This is a genomic window from bacterium (genome assembly GCA_041649255.1).
Classification (GTDB): Bacteria; Hydrothermota; UBA3073; order JACQXS01; family JAQTXJ01; genus JAQTXJ01.
In genome coordinates this window covers 104757-125309 of sequence record JBAZNK010000007.1, presented here as the reverse complement: position 1 = coordinate 125309, position 20553 = coordinate 104757, and the positions used below count along the sequence as shown (strand labels likewise).

General features: G+C 34.4%; 20 protein-coding genes and 1 other RNA gene. 5 read left to right on the top strand and 16 right to left on the bottom strand.

What is annotated here, in order from left to right:
- The first annotated feature begins 7 nt into the window (after positions 1 to 7).
- Positions 8 to 802 carry an ATP-dependent sacrificial sulfur transferase LarE gene (larE, locus tag WC614_06445; GenBank protein MFA5032639.1) on the top strand — a complete coding sequence of 265 codons (795 nt, stop codon included), beginning with the start codon at positions 8 to 10 and terminating at the stop codon, positions 800 to 802.
- A 207-nt stretch (positions 803 to 1009) separates the two neighbouring features.
- Here the strand turns inward: larE and WC614_06440 are convergent, their stop codons facing one another.
- From WC614_06440 to WC614_06415, 6 genes are all read right to left on the bottom strand, one after another.
- A complete protein-coding gene (locus WC614_06440; protein MFA5032638.1) occupies positions 1010 to 2110 on the bottom strand; it encodes a glycosyltransferase family 1 protein in 1101 nt (366 codons plus the stop codon).
- 185 nt (positions 2111 to 2295) lie between these two features.
- Positions 2296 to 2880: a hypothetical protein gene (locus WC614_06435; protein ID MFA5032637.1), complete on the bottom strand. Its 585-nt coding sequence runs from the start codon at positions 2878 to 2880 to the stop codon at positions 2296 to 2298.
- 8 nt (positions 2881 to 2888) lie between these two features.
- Entirely contained in the window at positions 2889 to 3119 is a 231-nt protein-coding gene (locus tag WC614_06430) for a hypothetical protein (GenBank protein ID MFA5032636.1), read from the bottom strand.
- A gap of 37 nt (positions 3120 to 3156) precedes the next feature.
- On the bottom strand, positions 3157 to 3618 hold the full coding sequence (locus tag WC614_06425; GenBank protein MFA5032635.1) for a periplasmic heavy metal sensor: 462 nt from the start codon (positions 3616 to 3618) through the stop codon (positions 3157 to 3159).
- On the bottom strand, positions 3615 to 4100 hold the full coding sequence (locus WC614_06420) for an anti-sigma factor (GenBank protein MFA5032634.1): 486 nt from the start codon (positions 4098 to 4100) through the stop codon (positions 3615 to 3617). Before WC614_06420 ends, WC614_06425 begins: the two co-directional genes overlap by 4 nt.
- A gap of 47 nt (positions 4101 to 4147) precedes the next feature.
- Positions 4148 to 4735, bottom strand: a complete 588-nt coding sequence (locus WC614_06415; GenBank protein MFA5032633.1) for a sigma-70 family RNA polymerase sigma factor — start codon at positions 4733 to 4735, stop codon at positions 4148 to 4150.
- Between the two features lie 139 nt (positions 4736 to 4874).
- Here WC614_06415 and WC614_06410 point away from each other — a divergent pair, with 139 nt between their 5' ends.
- The 3 genes from WC614_06410 (at position 4875) to WC614_06400 (ending at position 9168) form a co-directional block, all read left to right on the top strand.
- Positions 4875 to 7934 (top strand): diguanylate cyclase, encoded by a 3060-nt coding sequence (locus WC614_06410; protein ID MFA5032632.1) that lies wholly within the window; start codon positions 4875 to 4877, stop codon positions 7932 to 7934.
- Between the two features lie 53 nt (positions 7935 to 7987).
- Positions 7988 to 8372: RNase P RNA component class A (rnpB, locus tag WC614_06405), an RNA gene on the top strand.
- Between the two features lie 19 nt (positions 8373 to 8391).
- Entirely contained in the window at positions 8392 to 9168 is a 777-nt protein-coding gene (locus WC614_06400) for a sulfide-dependent adenosine diphosphate thiazole synthase (protein MFA5032631.1), read from the top strand.
- Between the two features lies 1 nt (position 9169).
- Here the strand turns inward: WC614_06400 and WC614_06395 are convergent, their stop codons facing one another.
- A complete protein-coding gene (locus tag WC614_06395) occupies positions 9170 to 10144 on the bottom strand; it encodes a MoxR family ATPase (GenBank protein ID MFA5032630.1) in 975 nt (324 codons plus the stop codon).
- A 167-nt stretch (positions 10145 to 10311) separates the two neighbouring features.
- Here WC614_06395 and WC614_06390 point away from each other — a divergent pair, with 167 nt between their 5' ends.
- Positions 10312 to 11961 carry a hypothetical protein gene (locus WC614_06390; protein MFA5032629.1) on the top strand — a complete coding sequence of 550 codons (1650 nt, stop codon included), beginning with the start codon at positions 10312 to 10314 and terminating at the stop codon, positions 11959 to 11961.
- Positions 11962 to 12025: 64 nt separating this feature from the next.
- Here the strand turns inward: WC614_06390 and WC614_06385 are convergent, their stop codons facing one another.
- The 9 genes from WC614_06385 to WC614_06345 form a co-directional block, all read right to left on the bottom strand.
- Positions 12026 to 12763 carry a FlgD immunoglobulin-like domain containing protein gene (locus tag WC614_06385; GenBank protein ID MFA5032628.1) on the bottom strand — a complete coding sequence of 246 codons (738 nt, stop codon included), beginning with the start codon at positions 12761 to 12763 and terminating at the stop codon, positions 12026 to 12028.
- Between the two features lie 220 nt (positions 12764 to 12983).
- On the bottom strand, positions 12984 to 14294 hold the full coding sequence (gene rfbH, locus WC614_06380; protein MFA5032627.1) for a lipopolysaccharide biosynthesis protein RfbH: 1311 nt from the start codon (positions 14292 to 14294) through the stop codon (positions 12984 to 12986).
- Positions 14295 to 14305: 11 nt separating this feature from the next.
- Entirely contained in the window at positions 14306 to 14701 is a 396-nt protein-coding gene (locus tag WC614_06375; GenBank protein ID MFA5032626.1) for a GxxExxY protein, read from the bottom strand.
- Between the two features lie 58 nt (positions 14702 to 14759).
- Complete coding sequence (locus WC614_06370; protein ID MFA5032625.1) at positions 14760 to 15725, bottom strand: glycosyltransferase family 2 protein; 966 nt, start codon at positions 15723 to 15725, stop codon at positions 14760 to 14762.
- A gap of 158 nt (positions 15726 to 15883) precedes the next feature.
- Positions 15884 to 16795: a radical SAM protein gene (locus WC614_06365; GenBank protein MFA5032624.1), complete on the bottom strand. Its 912-nt coding sequence runs from the start codon at positions 16793 to 16795 to the stop codon at positions 15884 to 15886.
- A 161-nt stretch (positions 16796 to 16956) separates the two neighbouring features.
- On the bottom strand, positions 16957 to 17820 hold the full coding sequence (locus tag WC614_06360) for a radical SAM protein (GenBank protein MFA5032623.1): 864 nt from the start codon (positions 17818 to 17820) through the stop codon (positions 16957 to 16959).
- Positions 17821 to 18011: 191 nt separating this feature from the next.
- A complete protein-coding gene (locus tag WC614_06355; GenBank protein ID MFA5032622.1) occupies positions 18012 to 19031 on the bottom strand; it encodes a radical SAM protein in 1020 nt (339 codons plus the stop codon).
- Positions 19032 to 19059: 28 nt separating this feature from the next.
- A complete protein-coding gene (locus WC614_06350; GenBank protein MFA5032621.1) occupies positions 19060 to 19554 on the bottom strand; it encodes an NUDIX domain-containing protein in 495 nt (164 codons plus the stop codon).
- 12 nt (positions 19555 to 19566) lie between these two features.
- Positions 19567 to 20538, bottom strand: a complete 972-nt coding sequence (locus tag WC614_06345) for an NAD(P)-dependent oxidoreductase (GenBank protein MFA5032620.1) — start codon at positions 20536 to 20538, stop codon at positions 19567 to 19569.
- Positions 20539 to 20553: the final 15 nt, after the last annotated feature.

The window sequence follows — 20553 nt, the reverse complement described above, 5'->3', positions numbered from 1 at the left end:
TAGATTTATGGATAAGAAATTATGTATTCTTAAAACCAACTTAAAAAAGTTTGGCAGTGTGTTAGTTGCTTATTCAGGAGGCGTAGACAGCACTTTGTTAGTAAAAGTTGCGAAAGATACTCTGCCTGCCGACAAAGTTTTGGCAGTTACGGGAAGTTCTGTATTTTATCCCGATTCGGAGATAGAATTTGCCAGGGAAACGGCAAAGAAGCTATCCGTTAAACACATAGTTATTAAAGGAAATCCGTTAAATAACCCAAAAATTTATTCTAACCCTAAAGACAGGTGTTACTGGTGCAAATCAGATTTATTTTCACAACTTGCACTCATTGCCAAAAAGAACAATCTAAGATATATTGTAGACGGCACAAATTTTGACGACATAAAAGATTTCAGACCAGGTATAAAAGCATGTGCAGAATATAACGTTCGTAGCCCATTGAAAGATGCAAAACTGAGCAAAAAAGGTATCCGTCTCCTTTCAAAACAGTATGGATTACCAACTTGGGACAAACCAGCTTTTCCATGTTTTGCAAGCAGATTCCCTTATGGGGATACGCTAACCAAACACAATCTTAAAATGGTAGAACTCGCAGAAAAATATCTTTTAGATTTAGGTCTAAAAGAAGTGCGGGTTAGACACCATAATAATATTGCAAGAATAGAATTAAGGGATAAAGACATTAAGTTATTCCTGGCCATTAACATTAGAAAACAGGTTGTAAAAAAACTAAAATCTCTTGGTTATACGTATGTAACTTTGGATATTGAAGGCTATCGAACCGGGAGTATGAACATATAACAAAGAAGACAGATAAAGGCATATCAAAAATTAAATATCAAACATTAAAATTAACAGATAAAAAAAACAGGACACAGATAAGTTCATATTAATCCCTCTTAGACTTCCGGGCAAAGATATACAACTTCAAAGGAGTAGGAAAAATTTTATCCACAAATAAACGCAGATTATAAGATTTTGAAAAACAAACAAAATAACTGCTCGCTGTCAGGCAATTTCTTTATACAACTGCATTGTTTTTTTAGCACAATTTTCCCAGGAAAAGACTTCTGCACGTTTTAATCCTTTATTAATAAGATTCTGCCTGAACTCGTTATTTTCGGTTATTTTTTTTATGTTTTGGATCATTCCTTTTACATCAGAAGGAGCAACCAACACACCCGCATCTCCAAGTATTTCCGGCAAAGAAGTCCTGTCAGAAGCAATAACAGGACATCCCGAAGCCATTGCTTCAAGAACAGGGAACCCTAACCCTTCGGCAAAACTCGGGAATACGAACACAGAGGCTAAATTATACAATAGTGTTAATTCTTGTTGAGACACTTCGCCGACAAAAATAATTTTTGGATTTGAATTCTTAATATTACCGGGATTGCCTGCGATAACAAGGTTAAAATCAGGCAAGAATTCTATTAATTTAAACAGCGTTTTTATATTTTTTTTATAGTCTCCAATATCCCCAACACCAAGGATAAAATTGTTCTTTATGTTATATTTATTTTTTATATGTTCCAGTTCCTGTTGAGAATTTATTAGTTTGAAAATACTTAAATCTACGCCACCGTGTACAGCCTCTAATTTTTTCTCCGAGATAGCAAATGTTTTAATTAAATCATTTTTAACATATGATGAAATAGAGATAACTCTTTGAGCCTTTTTTAATGCATGAATTTGCAATCTGTAATCTTTTGTATTTGAAATAAATTGAGACCATTTGTCCGGTAGCTTGTAAAAAGTTAAATCAAAAACGGTACCAATAGTTTTCTTAAATTGAAAAAATGGAAGAACGATTTCAGGCGTAGGTCCTATAGATAAAAGATTATGAAAAATATCAATATCACTTTTCAATGTAATAAATTGTTGATAAAAAATATTGAATTTTTTATGCCTGCGTAGTTTAATTAGTTTTTCGTTTTTTATAATATCCGGGATTTCGGAATTGTTGAAAATATAGAAAGAGAATTGAAAATCCGTATTTAGTTTAATGAGGTTTTTAATTAAATTATAATTGTATGTTCCAATACCTTTGTTTACAAAACCCGTTTGTAACACTCGTGCATCTATGCCAATTTTAATATCTTTTTTCATATTGCTATTTATCTTTAATAGAAATTAATGTTCTTGTCAATAAATGGATATTTTTTGTAGTTTACCTTGGTATGATTATCATAAAATGTCTTCTATGAAGCCAAAAGAATTGGCAGACACACAGGTCTGCCCCTACAAAAAAGGACAGGCAAAAATACCTGTCCTTTTTTGTAAATCTTTTCTTTCTAGTCTCTATCCATTTTCTTATCCATTTTTCCTTTACGCATCATCGGACACATTTCTTTTTTAAGGGACACCTTTTGTTCTTTCGTTAAAAGATTACTGACCGCCAACATAGTCCCAACTTTCTTCTTTTGTATTTCCGTTCGTATTTTTCCGATTTCATCTATCTTAGAATAAATCAAACCTTCGTTCGCGTTATCATCCATCAATTCCTTGAATTCAATGTTCTTAATTTCTAATTCTGTTTCCATTCTAAGAAGCTCCTTTTTTGCTTCAACATGAATTTTTTTCATCTTTATTTTCTGATCTTCCGTAAGATTTGGAATATCGGGCATACCCATTCCGCGTCTCATTCCGTTACAGCATTTAAAATCGCAATCTCCTTTGCGCATCTTCCCCATTTCACAGTTCGCCATTCTTCCCGTTTCGCAATTTTCCATTCTTTTTTCCACAATCACTTTTTTCCCCATCATCGGACAACCCATATCTTCATCTCTGTCTGATTTTTCAGCAAGAACAGGAACACTTAAGAATGCCATCAATACTATGGGAAAAATAACAGAAGTAAGTTTTTTTTGTATTTTCATTTTTCCCCCTATTTACTACAGCTTTTTATTTTTGCTATTTTTTCTTTAAGACCTTCAAGTTCGGCTTCAAGTTCTTTTTTGTAGTCTTCAAGCATAGCAATTTTTTCGCGTCTTGTCATAAATCTTCTTTGTGGAGCTCCGCCGCCACCACCACAACCGCAACCACATCCACCCTGATTAAATCCCATAAATCTTGGGCCACCGCCCATTTGACACATATTTCCGCCTTCTCTCATCATTTGTACCTCCTTTAAGGTATCTGTTTTTATTAATATCTTATTTCATCGGACAACACCGCATACTTTTTCTAGGACAATGTAATTTTTCTTCAAAACATTCACAAAACTTCTGGGATTGTTCCGGGGTTAAGTTTTTCATTATATCTCTCATATCATTTAATACATATGACTCCATCTGTATTTGCAGGTTAGCAATTTCTCTAATAAGACTGTCGGACTTTATGCTGTCGGATGGATTTCTTTTCAGCAGAGAAATAAGTTCTTTCCTTTTCATAATTAAAGTATCTCTCAAGGGAACAGTTGCTTGTCTGCTTTTCGTTTTTATATTTTCAATTTGCCCAATCTGTTCCTGACTAAGGTCAAGTTTTTCTCTTAAGGGATGTTGTCGCCATTGTTTATGTATTTTGGGCTTATTAGAGTGATAAACAACGGTTATCAGTGTGCCGACATTTACGCCCAGCGATAGTACAAGCAAGATTATTAAAATTTTTATTTTCATCGCTCTCCTTCTTCTGATAATAAATTAGCATAAGTATTGGTTAATGAGCTTTCCGGGAAATCATTGAGTATAGAACTTTCAACGGAAGTATAAATTTCCCGTTCTCCAACGGTTGAAGATTTTTGATATAATATATTCCCGATGCGATTGCCGGCAACAAAAGAGAAGAGAATAAGAGCCGTTGCTCCGATAGGGATAAGAGAATGCTTTATGCGGGCTATCCAGTCATTAATCCTTATCTCGACAGACATAGTTTCATTATCTTCAATCTTCTGTTTCAGCTCGGTAATGAAATAAGGTGACGGTTCAATCGGGAGAAAAGAATTGTTAAGCAATTCGGACAATTTGGTTAGTTCACTAACTTCTTTTTGACATAGCAAGCAATTTTTCAAGTGAGACTTGATGTTTTCCCTTTCCTGTTCTGACAGTTCCCCATCTAAGAAAGCAGATAGTTTTTCCGGATTGGTACATTCTTTTTTCATTGTGCTTAATTAGACAGCTAAAATTCAAAAAACTTGCGAAAAAACAATTAAATATCTGTTCTCTTATTAAAATATGGCAAGAGTACTTTTTTTAAGTTAGCTTTTGCTCTGAAAATCAATGACTCAACTGCAGGAATTGAAAGATTCATAATTTCGGAAATTTCCTGATAGGATTTATTATCAAATCTTGATAAAATAAGAACTATTTTGTATCTTTCAGGCAGTTTATTTACAGAATCCCTTACTATTCTATCCGTTTCGTTATTTTCATAACTCTTATATTCTTTTGAAGAATCGGTTATAATTTCACCTTTTTCTGAAAGTTCATCAAGGGATTGAATAGTATTATTAATTTTATTTTTATCTTTAAAATTAAGGCAGTAATTTACTACGACTCTATATATCCATGTGGAGACTTTGGATTTATATTTAAAGCTGTCTGCAGAATGCCAGATTTTAACAAATATATCCTGAGAAATATCTTCGGCTTCCGTACGATTTGTGGTATAACGATAAATTATGTTAAGAACGGAGTATTTATACTTTTCTACAAGAATTTCAAAAGCAGATTCATCTTTACTTGCAACAGCTTTTAGCAATTCTTCATCAGATTTATTTTTTAACAAATTTTCCATTTTTGGGATGACAGAATTATTTATTTTATTTGTTAAAAAGATTTTTGTCAACGAGTAAGAAAAGAAAGAAGTAAAGGGCACCCTTCCGTAAAAATTTCAGTCTTGACAAGAGTAATTTTCAATATATCATTTTCGCTTAATGAAATCAACGAAAATAAGAGAGCAAAAAGCAAAAGACCTTTTGAAAGAGTATAAGTATTCCGAGGCACTTCAAGAGTACCAGGTTCTTATCCAGGATGAACCCAACAATCCCAATTTCTATAATATTATCGGAGATATTTATAAAATGATGAAATTAACAGATGATGCGATAAATTCCTATAAAAAAGCAAGGGAGATTTATACAAAAGATTTTTTATATAATAACGCTGTCGCAATATCCAAAAAGATTTTAAGGATAAATCCCGATGCCGAAGAAACATATTACATTCTTGGAATTCTTTATTCTCAACTTAAATTAAAAAGTGAAGCCATCGAAAACTTTGTTGACTATGCAAACCGTATGCGTAAAAGAAACAACCTTGAAGAAGTAATCAAAACTTACGAATATATAAATGAAAAATTTCCTAATAGTGAACCCGTTATAAATGAATTAAAAGAATTATATCTCAGGGAAGGCATAGAGCAGGCCAAAAACTTCGGTCCATTTCAATGTGAAGCAGCCTCATCTTTACCAGACAGTAGCATAAAAACAGAAAATATAGAAAGTCCTATATTGGAGAATTATCTAAGTAATGCAATTAAGCTGGTTAAAGGAGAAATTTCTAAAGAAGATATAAAAATCCCGGAGGAAATCACTAAAAATTCTACTGCTGATATATCTACAATAGAAACGAGTATTAAAATTGAACCTGTCCGGAAGTCAATAGATAGCCTTACCCAACTTTATGACCGTGACGCGCTTATGGAATTTTGTGAGGAAGAGATATTAAATGCCGAACAAGAGAATCGCACATTTGGAGTTATTTTTCTTGATATTGCCCATTTCCGCACAATAAATGAAAAGTTTGGAGAACCTCTTGGCGATAAGATACTATGCCAGATGGCAAATTTACTAAAAGGGAATTTAGCAGAGAAAGAAACTCTATTCCGCTACAACGGAGATGCTTTTACCATACTTTCTCCAAGTTTAGCAGAAAAAGACAAAGAAGAAAAACAAGAAAATCTTAAAAATCTCGTAGAGAAATTTGATTTCGAATCTAAAGTCCCTATAAGCATAAAAACAGAAGTCTCACTGTATCCCACAGATGCTGCCAATTCCAGAACATTATTAGAGCAAGGATATAGCAAGATCAGCATTAAGAAACGTAGTTCCATTAGCTGTTCGCAACTCATCGGACAGGAAAAAGCGCTTGAAGATTTACAAAAGGCTTTCACCGGTGGGGAGAAGGTGGTTTTTATTTCAGGCGCAGCCGGCATAGGAAAAACGAGAATTTTAAGTGAATTTTCAGATCGATTAAAATTCAAAGGATACCAGACATTTATTACACATTGCAACACTCCTGTCTCACCTTATGCGCCATTTAAACAATTTTTCAGACAATATATAGAAAAGAATGAAACACTTTCGACAGAAATAACGGCTTTATTTGCCCAGATTAAATCTTTATTACCTTTCTGGGAGCAATATAAAAAAACAGATTTAGAATTTACCAACTATGATATATTTCTAGATTATTCTCCCATTTCTTTGAAATATGGCAACTCAATTTTATGTAATATCTGTGATGAAGAACGAATAGAGTTTTTTAATAAGATAGTTTCCACCCTCAGCACGATTTCCAATGAAGCTCCTGTTTTATTTATAATAGAAGATATTCAGGATGCAGATATGTCTACTTTTGAATTAATTTCTTATTTTGTTCAACATTCTCAAAATTTCAAGGGAATAATATGCTGTACTTCAGAGATACACATGACAGATAAAAACGAGATTGAAAAATGTTTTTCTAAGGTATGGAAAGAAATGCCGGAAATTCAAATTACTCCTTTATCCGAAAAAGATATGGATGCAATGATTTCCATAATTTTTTCACAATTTGTCCCCCCTTTTCCAATATTGGAAAAGGCCAAGGAGATATCAAAAGGGAACCCACTTCTCTTACAGGAAGCACTTAATAGTTTAATAAACGAAGAAACACCTTTTGAATCCGTAAAAGAAATATTTGAAAATAAAATAACCCAACTGGATAAGAATGAAGAAACTATATTATCGACTGCCGCTTTACTTGGGAACGAATTTGATGTAAATTTTTTAACTCTATTTACCGGTAAGAATGAGGGGTATCTTTCCCACATAATTGACAAAGGACTTGATCTTGGGCTCATTAAATTAGTTATTAACAATAAATATAGATTTACATATAATGAAATTTACAAACTTCTTAAAAGCAAGGTAGAAAACTCATCTGAATTGCACAGAAAGATAGGGGAATGGATAGAAATATACTACAGTGAAAAGATGGAAGAATTTTTATGGGACATCGCATATCATCTTGAATTATCCGATGATTCTTCGAAAGGAGCAAGTTATAACTTATGGGCAGGTGATGAAGCAAGGCTTATTTATGGTTATAATGATGCCGTGAAATATTATGAAAGGGTATTAAAATCAATAACCGATAAAAATGAAATCATTGCTCTTTATAATAATATTGTAATTACTTATTTCTTAATGAAAGATTATAAATCCTATGAAAAATTAATTTCCGAGCTGGATAAAAAATCCAAAAAAGAAAAAGAATGGGAAGCAATGACGACTTTCAACAAGGGACTATTTTGTATTATACGAGACAATAAAAATGATGCATTGTCTTATTTAGCCGAAGCAAATAATTTATACAGAGAAATAGACGATACTACTCTTTTAATAGAAAGTTGTCTAATACTTGGCGAATTACACAGGTCAAGAAGTGATTACGAGTGTGCATTAAAATATTTGGCGGAAGCATTTGAGCTATCCAAGAAATCACATAAAGACAAGTCAAAAGGCAGAAGTGTATTCCTTATGGGATGTATATTTCACGAGTTAAACAAAACAAAAGAAGCTTTTGAATGTTATTCGGAAGCAATTTCAATATTTAAAAACATTCATAGTAAACCATACTTATTAAAATCCATAATGAATGTATTAAATCTCCCGGGAGAATTCAGTTTATCGGTAAAAAAAGAGTACAAGACAATAGAAATATCTACTTGATAGTTTCCTACAACAAGCAAGTACCAGTTCATTGAAACCATATATAAAAAATTCAAGTAAGTCGGACGGTTGCTTTATATTTTTCTTTTGAAACTTATAGAGAGGAAAGTCCGGGCACCACAGAGCAGAACACCCTGCATCCCAGCATTTGTTGGGGGACAGGGGCGGTGAAAACCGACGGAAAGTGCAACAGAAACTATACCGTCCCGCAGCAATGCGAGACAAGGGTGAAACAGTGAGGTAAGAGCTCACTCGTTTTATCAGTAATGATAAAATGGGGTAAACCCTGTTCGGTGCAAGACCAATTAGAAAGCATGGATTGCTCGTCCTTTCTGTCTGGCAACAGGCAGGTATGCTTTCGGGTAGGTCGCTTAGATAAATAATCGTCAGTATGTGCAAACGTACTAACAGAACCCGGCTTATAGGCTTACTTGAGTTTTGAAAAAGAGGGGGGAAAATGCCTTTAGACGACATATTAATTTCACAAGCAATAATAGACAAATATGCAAAAAAATTAGTATCTGCATTGAACATAGATGTTGCTATCGCCGGCGCAGGACCTTCCGGCTTAGCCGCTGCATTTTATATTGCTAAAAAGAAGAAAAAGGTGGCAATTTTTGAACGGCACCTATCAATAGGCGGCGGTATGTGGGGCGGCGGAATGATGTTTAACGAAATTGTGGTGCAGGAAGAAGGGAAAAAAATATTAGATGAATTTGGAGTCCGGACGGAAAAATGGAAACAAGGATACTATACGGCAAGCTCCATAGAAACCGTGTGCAGTCTGGGAAATGCTGCTATGAAAGCAGGAGTAGAAATATTCAACTTAATATCCGTGGAAGATGTAATGCTGCAAAATAAAAAAGTAACCGGACTGGTGCTAAACTGGAGCGCTACACAGATAGCTAATCTTCATGTTGACCCTTTGACAATAAGGGCAAAATTCGTTATAGAAGCAACAGGACACCCTACCGAAGTATTGAAATGCATAGAGAAAAAATCAGGTATGAAATTACAAACACCTTCAGGACGCATAGAAGGAGAACGACCAATGTGGGCTGATGTCGGAGAAAAATCGCTTATTAAAAATACAAAAGAAGTGTTTCCCGGCGTATGGGTAACCGGAATGGCGGCAAACGCCGCTTATGGCTCACCCCGTATGGGACCTATATTTGGAGGAATGTTATACTCGGGTAAATATTGCGCAGAACAAATTCTTAAAAGATTGAAATAGCTTAAACCTCTTTTAACAACCGTTTTATTATTTCCACAGTAGTTATGTTATCTGCTTCAGCATGAAAATTCGGAATAATGCGGTGTCTTAAAACGGGTATCGCCATATATTTTACATCTTCTATTGAAGGAGTATATCTACCATCGAGCGCGGCGCAAGCTTTTGCCCCGAGAATCAAATACTGGCTAGCGCGGGGACTAGCGCCCCAAGCAATCCAATCATTTACATATTTAGGAGCTTCAGGATTCGGTCTTGTAAGATTGACAAACTTTACGACAGAGTGAATAAGCTTATCCGGAACAGGAATTTTTCTTATTAATTTTTGCAATTCCAATATACTCTCCATACCTAATACTTTTTCGATAACAGGTACATATTGTGAAGTTGTAGTTTCAACGATTTTACATTCTTCTTCCATTGTCGGATAATTAACTTCTATTTCGCACATAAATCTATCAAGTTGGGCTTCAGGTAGAGGATATGTACCTTCCTGTTCTATTGGATTTTGAGTGGCAAGAACAAAAAACGGATGTTCCAATTTATAAGTAATGCCGGATGCCGTAACATTATATTCTTGCATTGCTTGTAACAAAGCTGATTGGGTTTTGGGCGGGGTACGATTAATTTCGTCAGCAAGGACTATATTTGCAAATACAGGACCTTTTACAAATCTGAAAACACGTTTTCCACTAACGGCATCCTGTTCAATTATATCCGTACCTGTTATATCCGAAGGCATAAGGTCAGGAGTAAATTGAATACGGTTGAATTTTAAAGAAAGAGCAGATGCAATAGTGTTTACGAGCAAGGTTTTTGCTAAACCCGGCACTCCCAATAAAATACAGTGTCCCTGTGAAAAAAGGGCAACTAAAATCTGGTTTATTACATCATCTTGCCCTACAATACATTTTTTAAGCTCCGCAATAATTTGTTTTTTGGCGGCAACAAGCTTCTCAACATATTCAATATCATTCATTTTTACAAGAATATAACTTTAATAAATATTGTCAAATGAAATAAAACTGAATTACTTGTTGTAATTGCGCTTAAATGAATATATGAAAAAAAGTATTGACAAATTATATATCCAAGCTTAAAGACTCTTTGTTTTACAATATGCTTTAGGAGATAAGATAAGATAAGATGAGATGGATTATAATTAGTATTTTAATAAATACAATAGTTTTTGGATTACAAGCAAAAGCCATAAATCAAAATCAGAAGATTCCCAACAAACTTTTAGATAAAACAACAACCCTCACGCTCATCAATAAATCAGTGCAGACAATTCCTCAAGAAATAAATTATCAGGGTTATCTTGAGAAAAAAAGTGACACATTGGGTTTAGACATTATGGGAAATTTCAGTATGACATTTACTCTATACAATGATTCTACTACAGGAAGCGTTTTATGGAATGAAACTCAAACAAGTGTACCGGTTATTAAAGGGATATTCAATGTTTTACTGGGGAGTATCAATCCCATCCCCACATCTATATTTACAGGAACTCCTTTGTGGCTTGAAACACAGATAGACAGCCAGATCTTATCGCCGAGAAAAAAATTAGTAAGTACTCCTTATGCAATGAGAGCAGAACATTCAACTTATGCAGATACCGTTAAATATGCGTTTATCCGTTCAACTTATGTACTTATGGACTCAACCAGCCCCTATTTTTGGCGAATTGATAGACCAGATACGAATAATTGGCATCAATATATAGCGCCTAATCCTGACAGCATCCCACAAGGAATAAATTCAGCGCTTAGAATCAAGTTGGATCCCGTTAATAACAGAACAAGTGGATGGGAAGGATTAGGAGTTGTGGTATCTTATAATGGGTTTGACACATTGCCGGATGGAACTCCTGTTCAAGACTATCAAGCCGGTAGTGTGTGGGGAGAACTTTGGGGACATACAGCTCCCTGTCAAGCATTTGAGGGGGGCATGATTTCCTACACAAGTGATTCAATTTATGGTGGTCCGGTAAAAGGTCTACGTGGTTGGGTAGACTTACGAAATGGCAAGGTAGGAGATTTAACCACAGTAGGCGTATTAGGACAATCATATAATAAAGGAAATGGTTCCCAGTATGGTGGATTGTTTCAAATTGGAACTGGAAACAATTCTGGGCGTGGATCAAAATACGCAATAAAAGGAGAAGCGACTGGCTTGTCGAGTGGTACTATGTCTGCCGGAATATTTACAATGAGTTATGATACATCCGTAGAGAATCAAAATGGATACGGAGTAAATATTAGAGCATCCGGGATGGGAAAAACTAATATTTATGGAGTAAAAGCAACATCAAGTTGCACAGTTTCAACAGGTGGAGTAGCATATGGTGGGCATTTTATTTCAGACAGCATTGCCTTATTTTGTAGCACCTCAACAAGAAGTAAGAACTATGCAGGATATTTTGCAGGAAACGTAAAAGTAAATGGCAATTTAATTGCAAATAATAATTTAATATTATCTAATGACGAACTTTTACTATCAAATGAAAACAATAATGATATAATATTATCCGATAAAACTTATTTTAGAATATCCGGACCTACTCAAACTTTTTCAATTAATGGTTTTGCACCTATAACTGCAAATAAAGTAATTATAATATACAATTCCACTAATCAAAATATGATAATTAAGAATAATAGTGGAATAAATCCAGTCAATGGAATATATACATTACGAGGTACAGACATAACCACCAATGGTTCAGGTAGCGTAACTCTTGTATATGACGGGACTGAACAACGGTGGATTGTGACAAATTGGCAAGAATAAATACCCCAACCCTAAGAATTGTTTTTTTCTAAACAATTCTTAAATCGTATATATTTTCGTTATATTATTTCAGTATTGTTAGCTTGTTGGATATCCTATAGTTGTCAATTTTAAGAGTATAAAAATAAGTCCCCGTATTTACTTTGTTGTTATGATTATCTTTTCCATCCCATTTCACAGTATAACAACCTGCTTTTTTGTATTCGGTTACAAGCGTTGTTATTTTTTGTCCTGACAGATTATAGATTGCAATATTCACATCTGTGTTGTACGGAAGTTCATAGTTGATTTCCGTTGAATTTATAAATGGGTTAGGATAATTATACAATTTTTTATTGGAGGCAATACTCTTCGATTTTTCCTCTACTCCATAGGTTGAGTAGTAAATCTGCAAACTATTCATAGAAGAGTGCAATGTTCCGATTGGATAATTTATGTACCCATCAAGAACTCTAGGCGAGCTTGTAACAAATGCGCGACTATAAACCGAACCTGCATTTGAACCATTCCATTGAATTTCAAATATAAGATTATCCGTTCCGTTATACTTAAAAACACTATCAAATGTCAAAGCCGTCCATTGATTATACATGCATTGGAAATCTAAAGTATCTCTATGCATAACTAAAAAAGGCGTATCGACATAATTGCTAGCAAAAGAGTCTGTCAATTCCGATAAAGATGTATGGATAGCATAGAGGTTAAAATTGTAAAAACTTGCATTCAAGTAGTTAGAATCATTGCAAAATATAGCTATTTGATTTACTTTTACTGAATCCGCCGGCATTTCATTTTTAAGCACCAGAACCTGGTACCTTAGGTTAAAGTTTCAAGAACCGCAAAAAGGTTTATTCAAGGATAGCGTACCGGTATCGCCAATTGCAACATATTCAGCACTAAGCGGTGCGGATAAAAGTAATGCTAAAAAAAGGTTTTTCATAATTCTCCCTCCTGCGATATTTTATATTAAAATATAATGAAGTCAAGAGAATAAAATTATGGATTAAGATTGTAATTTAGCTTTACCTAACCAAATGTGAGTATTGGGCAAATATTTTGATTATGTAATTCAATTTCTCTTCTGTCATCCCCGGATATACACCAATCCAAAAGAGATTGTTCATTGCCAAGTCTGTATTTTTCAATGAGCCTGCAAGTCTATATTTTATCACTTCATAAGCAGGTTGTTTTGTCAGGTTTCCCCCAAAAAGCATCCTCGTAGCAATCTTATTTTTTTCCAGATAATTTACAATATCTGCTCTCGAAAATGGAACATTTTCTTTTATTAGAATAGGGAAACCAAACCAACTAGGTTCAGAATTTTTTGTTGCTTGTGGGAGAAGAAAATATTTTTCATATTTTTTTAATTTTTCAGCGAGGAATTTGAAATTCTTTTTTCTTATTTCAATAAAAGAAGGCAATTTTTTTAACTGCTCTACTCCTATGGATGCTTGCATATCAGTAATTTTAAGATTATATCCAATGTGGGAATAAATATATTTGTGGTCATAGCCAACCGGAAGTTTCCCAAATTGCCAGTCAAATCTTTTTCCACAAGTTTTATCATTGCCGGGTTCACACCAACAGTCTCGTCCCCAATCCCTGAAAGAAACAATTATTTTTTTCAATAATGGGTCATTTGTTAAGACCGCGCCGCCCTCTCCCATTGTAATATGATGGGCAGGGTAAAAACTGCAAGTTGATATATGCCCAAATGTTCCGGTATATTTATTTCTAAATTTCGTACCTAACGCATCACAATTATCTTCAATAAACCATAAATTATGTTTTTTTACTATTTCCATAATTTTATCAAGATTAGACGTATTACCCAATGTATGGGCAACAAATATTGCTTTAGTTTTTTTTGTTATTGCTTTCTCAATTTTATCTACTTGAATGTTATATGTTTCTAAATCCACATCAATAAAAACCGGGATAAGATTATTCTGAATAATTGGATTTAGTGTCGTAGGAAATCCACAGGCAGTAGTGATAACTTCATCGCCTGTTTTTAATCTCCTTTTTCCTAATTTAGGAGAAGTTAAAGCAGAAACCGCCAAAAGATTAGCCGAGGAACCGGAATTAGTCAGAAGGCAATATTTTAATCCTAAAAATTGTGCAAATTTTTTCTCAAATGTTGATGCATATCTTCCTGCTGTAAGCCAGAAATCAAGAGAAGCATCTACCAGATTAACTATTTCTTTTTCGTCATAAACTCTTCCGGCATAATTAATTCTTGTTTTTCCGGGAACAAATTTTTCCTGATTTCTTAGTTTGTATAGTTTTTTTACCTTATCAAAAATCTCTTGTCTAAGTTTTTTCTCGTTCATTATTTAAAACTTTATTTGACAGGATTAACAGGATTTTTATTTAAGAATCTTTCTTTCCGTTTGTATTCTAAACTCTCTTTCCCAAAGTTTAACAACAACCCAACATCCAACCCAGTTGCTGTTAAGTAGTTAACTAACTGTACCTCAAACTTTTTATTCAATCCTTCGACTGCTTTTAATTCCACAATTATATTATCCTCCACTACTAAATCTGCCATATATTCACCAACAATAGTCTCCTCATAATACACCTTTATTGATTTCTCAGATTCCACTTTTAAATTATATTTCTTTAACTCAATCAGCATAGCATTTTGATATACTTTCTCAAGGAATCCGAAGCCAAGAGTATTATAAACTTTAAATGCTGCGCTTAATATATTGTTTGTTATATTTTCGTATTTCATCAAATTATTTTTGTATTAAACTAATCCTGTAAATCCTGTCATTGTATTAAATCTTTTACTATTTTTCTTTTCCTTTATTGTCCTCGGTTTCATCAAAATTAATCTTTTCTCTGACAACAACATACGGTTTTTTACGCACTTGAGAATGGATAGCGCCAACATATTCGCCTATTATTCCAAGGAAAAAAAGTTGAATTCCCGCAAAAAACAGAACCGCCATAATCAAGGCAGATACAGCAGGAATCTGCGCATGCCAAAAGAACAATTTGAGAATAAAATATACTATTGCAGTCATAAAACTCAATCCTGCCAACCCCATTCCTATAAAAGTACAAAACCTAATTGGCTTAATGGAATAACTAATAATTGCATTAATGGCAAAATCAATAAGATAATCCATATCGCTTTTAGATTTGCCTTTTGGCCTTTTTCCTCTTACGTATTCAATGCCAATCTGTTGAAACCCGATTGATGTTATTAGACCCCGGGTGTATGGTTTGTGGTCGTCCAGTTTAATCAGTTCGTTAACAACTTTACGGTCTATCAAGGAAAATCCGCCCACATTTAACGGTAGATTTTCCCGGGATAAAACATTACAGAACCAATAAAAGAATCTACGCATAAAACGCATAAAGAACTTATCCCCGGTTTTTTTTCTTATACCATAGACCACATCAAATCCTTCTTCCCAGTATTTTATAAAAGTATTAATTAATTCGGGAGGGTCTTTTAAGTTTGCTTCAAAATTAATTACTGCATTTCCGGTTGCATAGGTATAGCCAACCATTGCGCTTTTCAAGGGACCAAAATCTTTGGAATATGACAAAATTTTTATTTTCTTATCGTTAGCGGCAATATCTTTCAAAATAGAAAGGGTTTTATCGGTACTACAATTATCCATAAATATATGTTCGTATTCATAAGTATTTTTCAAATCAACAAATATTTCTTTAATTTTTTCATACACATCTCTAATGGTTTCCTCTTCATTATAACAACTGGTAATAACTGAAATCTTTTTCATATGTCTTTATGTCTTAATATCCTCCATACTAAAGAGAACAACCAAATTTACATTTATAGGATATCTTCTATTTTGTCAATATAAAGCTTACATCCTTGTTAGACAAGAAAAAATTGTAGCCATTGTTTTGGGGGCAAAAAACTTTGGTAATAGCGCTATTACCAACCGGGATCATCCAATAGATTACATATTTTACATATATCCGGAGAATCGCATTTAGGATCTATAAGTTGTTTTCTCATATTTACCAGCATTGGATGGTTAAGCAAGATATTCGGTTCAGTTTTAAATAAGTTACTATTTGGTCCTTTCAATGTCTCCCCTATACCGCAACAAATTACTACGTTTCCCAACATATCACACATTATACGCTGCCACAACTGTGGACAAAGTTTTTTTACTGTTCCGGAATTGACCGTTGAATGCCATGAACAAAATCCCGGCAAAACATCTTCCGCTCTGCGGCGGAATTCCAAGTAGGCAGGATCGGTATTCCTAATTACCTCTTCCGGTTTTGGATTCAAACCTATTGGACGATACATCAAAAAGTGCAAACCACGACATCCGGTATCATGGACAAAACGAGCTGTTTCCAGAAGCTTGTCAGGCATTTTCTCTACCATACTCCGCAACAACATAATGCTTGTATTTACGGGAAAGGTCCTGTTAATTTTTGCAAGATCACGTTTCATAACTGTTTGATTTTCATTATAGAGGGAAACTTCTATTCGTGAAACTCCGGCATTTTTCAAATCAGCAATACGGTCAGCAAGAAGCAACCCATTCGTAATTATGTTGGTAATATGTCCCCGTCTTGTAAGATACGCAACAATACGGTCCAAATCTTCAACCAATAATGGTTCGCCCCCCTGCAATTCAACCAACAAGCAATTTGCAAATAATGGATTAGTGAAAATACGTTGAACCTTCTCAAGATTGGCATCGTTTTCTAACAATCTACCATTAGTTTCCCTGAGGATTTTTGCCGCTCCGCAATATCCACAATTGAGGTTACATCTCGAAGTTAATAAGAGTGCACCAATTTGTGGCGTATACCGTCGCACAGACATCACCGTCTTCCTCTTTAGACAGCGATATTTTATATAATTCCAAACTTTAGGTGCCGTTTGTAACGAGCGTATTTTTTTTGACATCTCAATATATAACGAAAAGTTCGACATCAAAGTTTTCCTTTTTTTAAGTTCTTCTGTCATATTATTTTATAATTCGGCTACCAGCCCGGATCTCCTAATAAATTACAGGTTTTACAGATATCCGGTGGTTCACATCCGGGGGATAGAAGTTGTTTACGCATATCCAACAAGGTAGAATGATTAAAAAGAATATCCGGTTCACTATGAAAAAGGTTACTGTTCTTTCCCTGTAGCATCATATCGGTGCCACAACATATTAGCATATTTCCCAGCATATCGCAACTGATACGTTGCCACAACTGCGGGCAAAGTTTCTTCACAGTTTTTGTCTTAATCACTGCCGGCCAGACACAAAACTCCGGCAACGCATCTTCCATCATGTGACGGAATTCTATATAGGCAGGATATGTATCGGTGATTATTTCTTTAATATCCGGATCTACACCTAACGGTCGATACATAAAGAAACGCAGGCTAAGACATCCGGACTTATATGCGAAACGTGCCATATCAAGAATTTTATCAGAATTTTTTTCTATTGCACTTCGTAATAGCACAATACTTGTATGTACAGGAAAAACTTTATTAATTTCTTCGAGTTCATTTTTCATAGCCGACAGGTTTTCATCATATAGAGAGATACTGATTCGTGAAACTCCGGCACGTTTCAACTCCACAATGCGTTCATTCAATAATAACCCATTAGTGATAACATTCGTAGTATGTCCACGTTTTGCCAGATAAGCAACAATATGGTCCAGATCTTGTACCAATAGAGGTTCTCCTCCAGATAGATCAACAAATATGCAGTTCGCGAATAATGGGTTTGCAAAAATACTCTTGACTTTTCCAAGAGTTGCTTCACTTTCACGCCAGTTCACTTTTCCTTCCCGGAAGATTTTTGCCGAATTGCAGTACCCGCAATTTAGGTTGCATCGCATAGTGAGAAACAATGAGGCAATCTGGGGTGTATACCGCCGCACGGACATCAAAGCCTTTCGCTTTAAAAAACGATACTTTATGTAATTCCAAACTTTGGGTGTCGCCTTTAACAGGTGTATTTCTTTTGACATTTCAATATAATATGAAAAGCGTGACATTATATCTTCTTTTTACCCTTTATTTTTTATTTTCAAAATTTATAAAACTTTTTAAGCCGTTCGGCATCATTATTCAAGACATCTTCGGGAAATAATCTATGTTTAACGATTTTACAATCCGCACAGATATCGCAGACATTTTTAGCTCCGTCAAGCATCTCGCGTCTAAAATGTTGAAACTGTTTACCATTCCATATTTCGCATACAGACTGGTTATTGCAATCGCCCATAATAGTTGGATATATAATAGAATAACAAGGGACTACTTTCCCGTCCGGATTAATTTGCAGGGTAAAAAAGGGTTGTGGACAAATTTGAACTTCCGATACAGGCAATCCGAACTGAGTAAGTTTGAGATTCTTATTTTTTAACAAGTGTTTATAGTCTACATAGGGAAAGATGGGACCAACATGTTCAATTGCAATAGTATCGCAAATATCTCCAAAAATTTCGTAAAATCTTTGTTCCTCGTCCTTGCTACCTATCGCACAATCTATAATTTTAATATATACTTGGGTATTGCCTTTATTTTTAAAAAAATATTTCAAGTTCTCGACCAAGTTTTCAAAATCTACATTTACCTTGCATATTTTTTGATATTCTTTTTTTGTTGTTCCTTGTAAAGACACAACTAATCTTGATAACCCGGCAGAGATGAGAGAATCTGACAGTTTAGGAGTTAAAAGTGATGCATTCGTAAGAATCTCTACTCTATTTGCAATATTTTTCGAAACTGCATATTTAACCATACCTGTTATATTTTTATGTAAAAGTGGTTCTCCCATTCCTACAAAACGCAATGTTTTTAATTTGTTTGGGAATAGAGCAATGTCGTCTATACATTTTTTGTATAAACCAAAATCCATTATATTTTTATCTGAAATAAACCCCCGTTTCTTCTTATCCACTGAAAAAACGCAATAATTACACTTAAAATTGCAAGCATAGATTGGAAATATCTGCACCAAAATAGGAGTATCCAGAGGAAGGACTTTTGCTAATACTGTTCTTTTTCCCCCGGGTGCTTGTCCGCTAATATTTCTGGCTTTCAATATATAACTCCTTTAAATTTTATGATTTTTATACATATTTCCTATACATTTCGTGAACTTTCACCAAATTATCAGGACAAAAATCATGCCACATAAGATAACCTACGTCCTCCGGAGAAAGCCCTTTGTTTTCAGGAATAAATGTACCATGGAGAAAACATTTATATAAAATAGAAATAAAATGTCCTCTTATATTGTGTTCAGGAATTATAACCTGGTTTAATGCTATTGGAGTCGTATTAAAATCCATATCAACACCTATTTCGGTTTCAGCCACCTTTTTAACTCTTGTTTCCAATGTTTCCTTAAATCTAACAATTCCGCCCGGCAAATGCCATCCTTTTCCACAATATTTATCATCTCTCCATGATAAAAGTGTACGTTTATTTTCATCTTTTATAAGAAGGTCAACGTTAACCAAAGGAGTTGTCCTGCTGATGTAAAAGAACAATTCTTCGGGCAAACCCGTTGATGGATTTAAAGTTTGTTTATCCAGAATTGCTATAGCATCCGAAATGTTCAAGTCCCCTCCTAATTATTCCGTTGGACTTTCTTTTTCAATGTTTATCCGTTTGTTTGTCAAAATGTATTTAGCTTCGCACTTAAGCGTATCCAGAGAACTAAATTGTGGCATATAACCAATACGGGAAGCTTGATCATTAGTTGAGTAGTAATTACTTTTAGGACCGGTAGCGCTGACATTCTGCGAACAATGTCGGTTTTCATATTTCAATCCGTATTCCGAGACGAAGTAATCAAGAATTTCCTGTTTTGTTACCGGATGAGAACTATTTACATCAAAAGCAAAGTTTAGGTTTCCGGCAGCAATACATTTCACAATCATTACAAAAAGGTCTTTAGGGTGAAGATAATCACGGACAATATTTGTATTATCGGTAATAAGGATTTTTTTATTCAGGATAGCTTCCATCAAATCCGTGATAAAATAGCCATCTTCAAGGTTTATAAACCTGCTAAAGTAGGAAAAAATCCGCAGGTCAATTATCCTGAGGTTACTATGGGCACGATGTTTTGCCTCGGCATTGATTCGTGCAATACCATAATAATCCTCCGGGACAATATGATTAACAGGAAGATGATTAACGGAATTTTCTCCCGCCGGAGTAGAAAACCCAATGCCATATACAGCTCCACTACTTAGACTGATGTATAATGCAGCAGGATTTTTATTTTGCAAATATTCAATGGCAATGTTATCAAATTTTTCGGTTACTGTAAAGTATCTTGTAAAATCACAATTATTTTTATTTCTTGTTTCCACGCCAACGCAATTGATGATTACATCGTAAGAAAAAGACGAAAAGAGGTTGTAGTCGGTACAAATAGTATAATTTACATTTTTAGGTTTGTTGATTGCGTTCAAAAAATTTTGAAGTTTATCTTCCGAACGCGTAAAGAGATGCGAGTGAAAATCGTTACTTTGGAGAAACTGATTAATCAAACCTTTAGCAACATGAGACGTAGCGCCCATAATGACAATATTCATTTATACACACTCCTC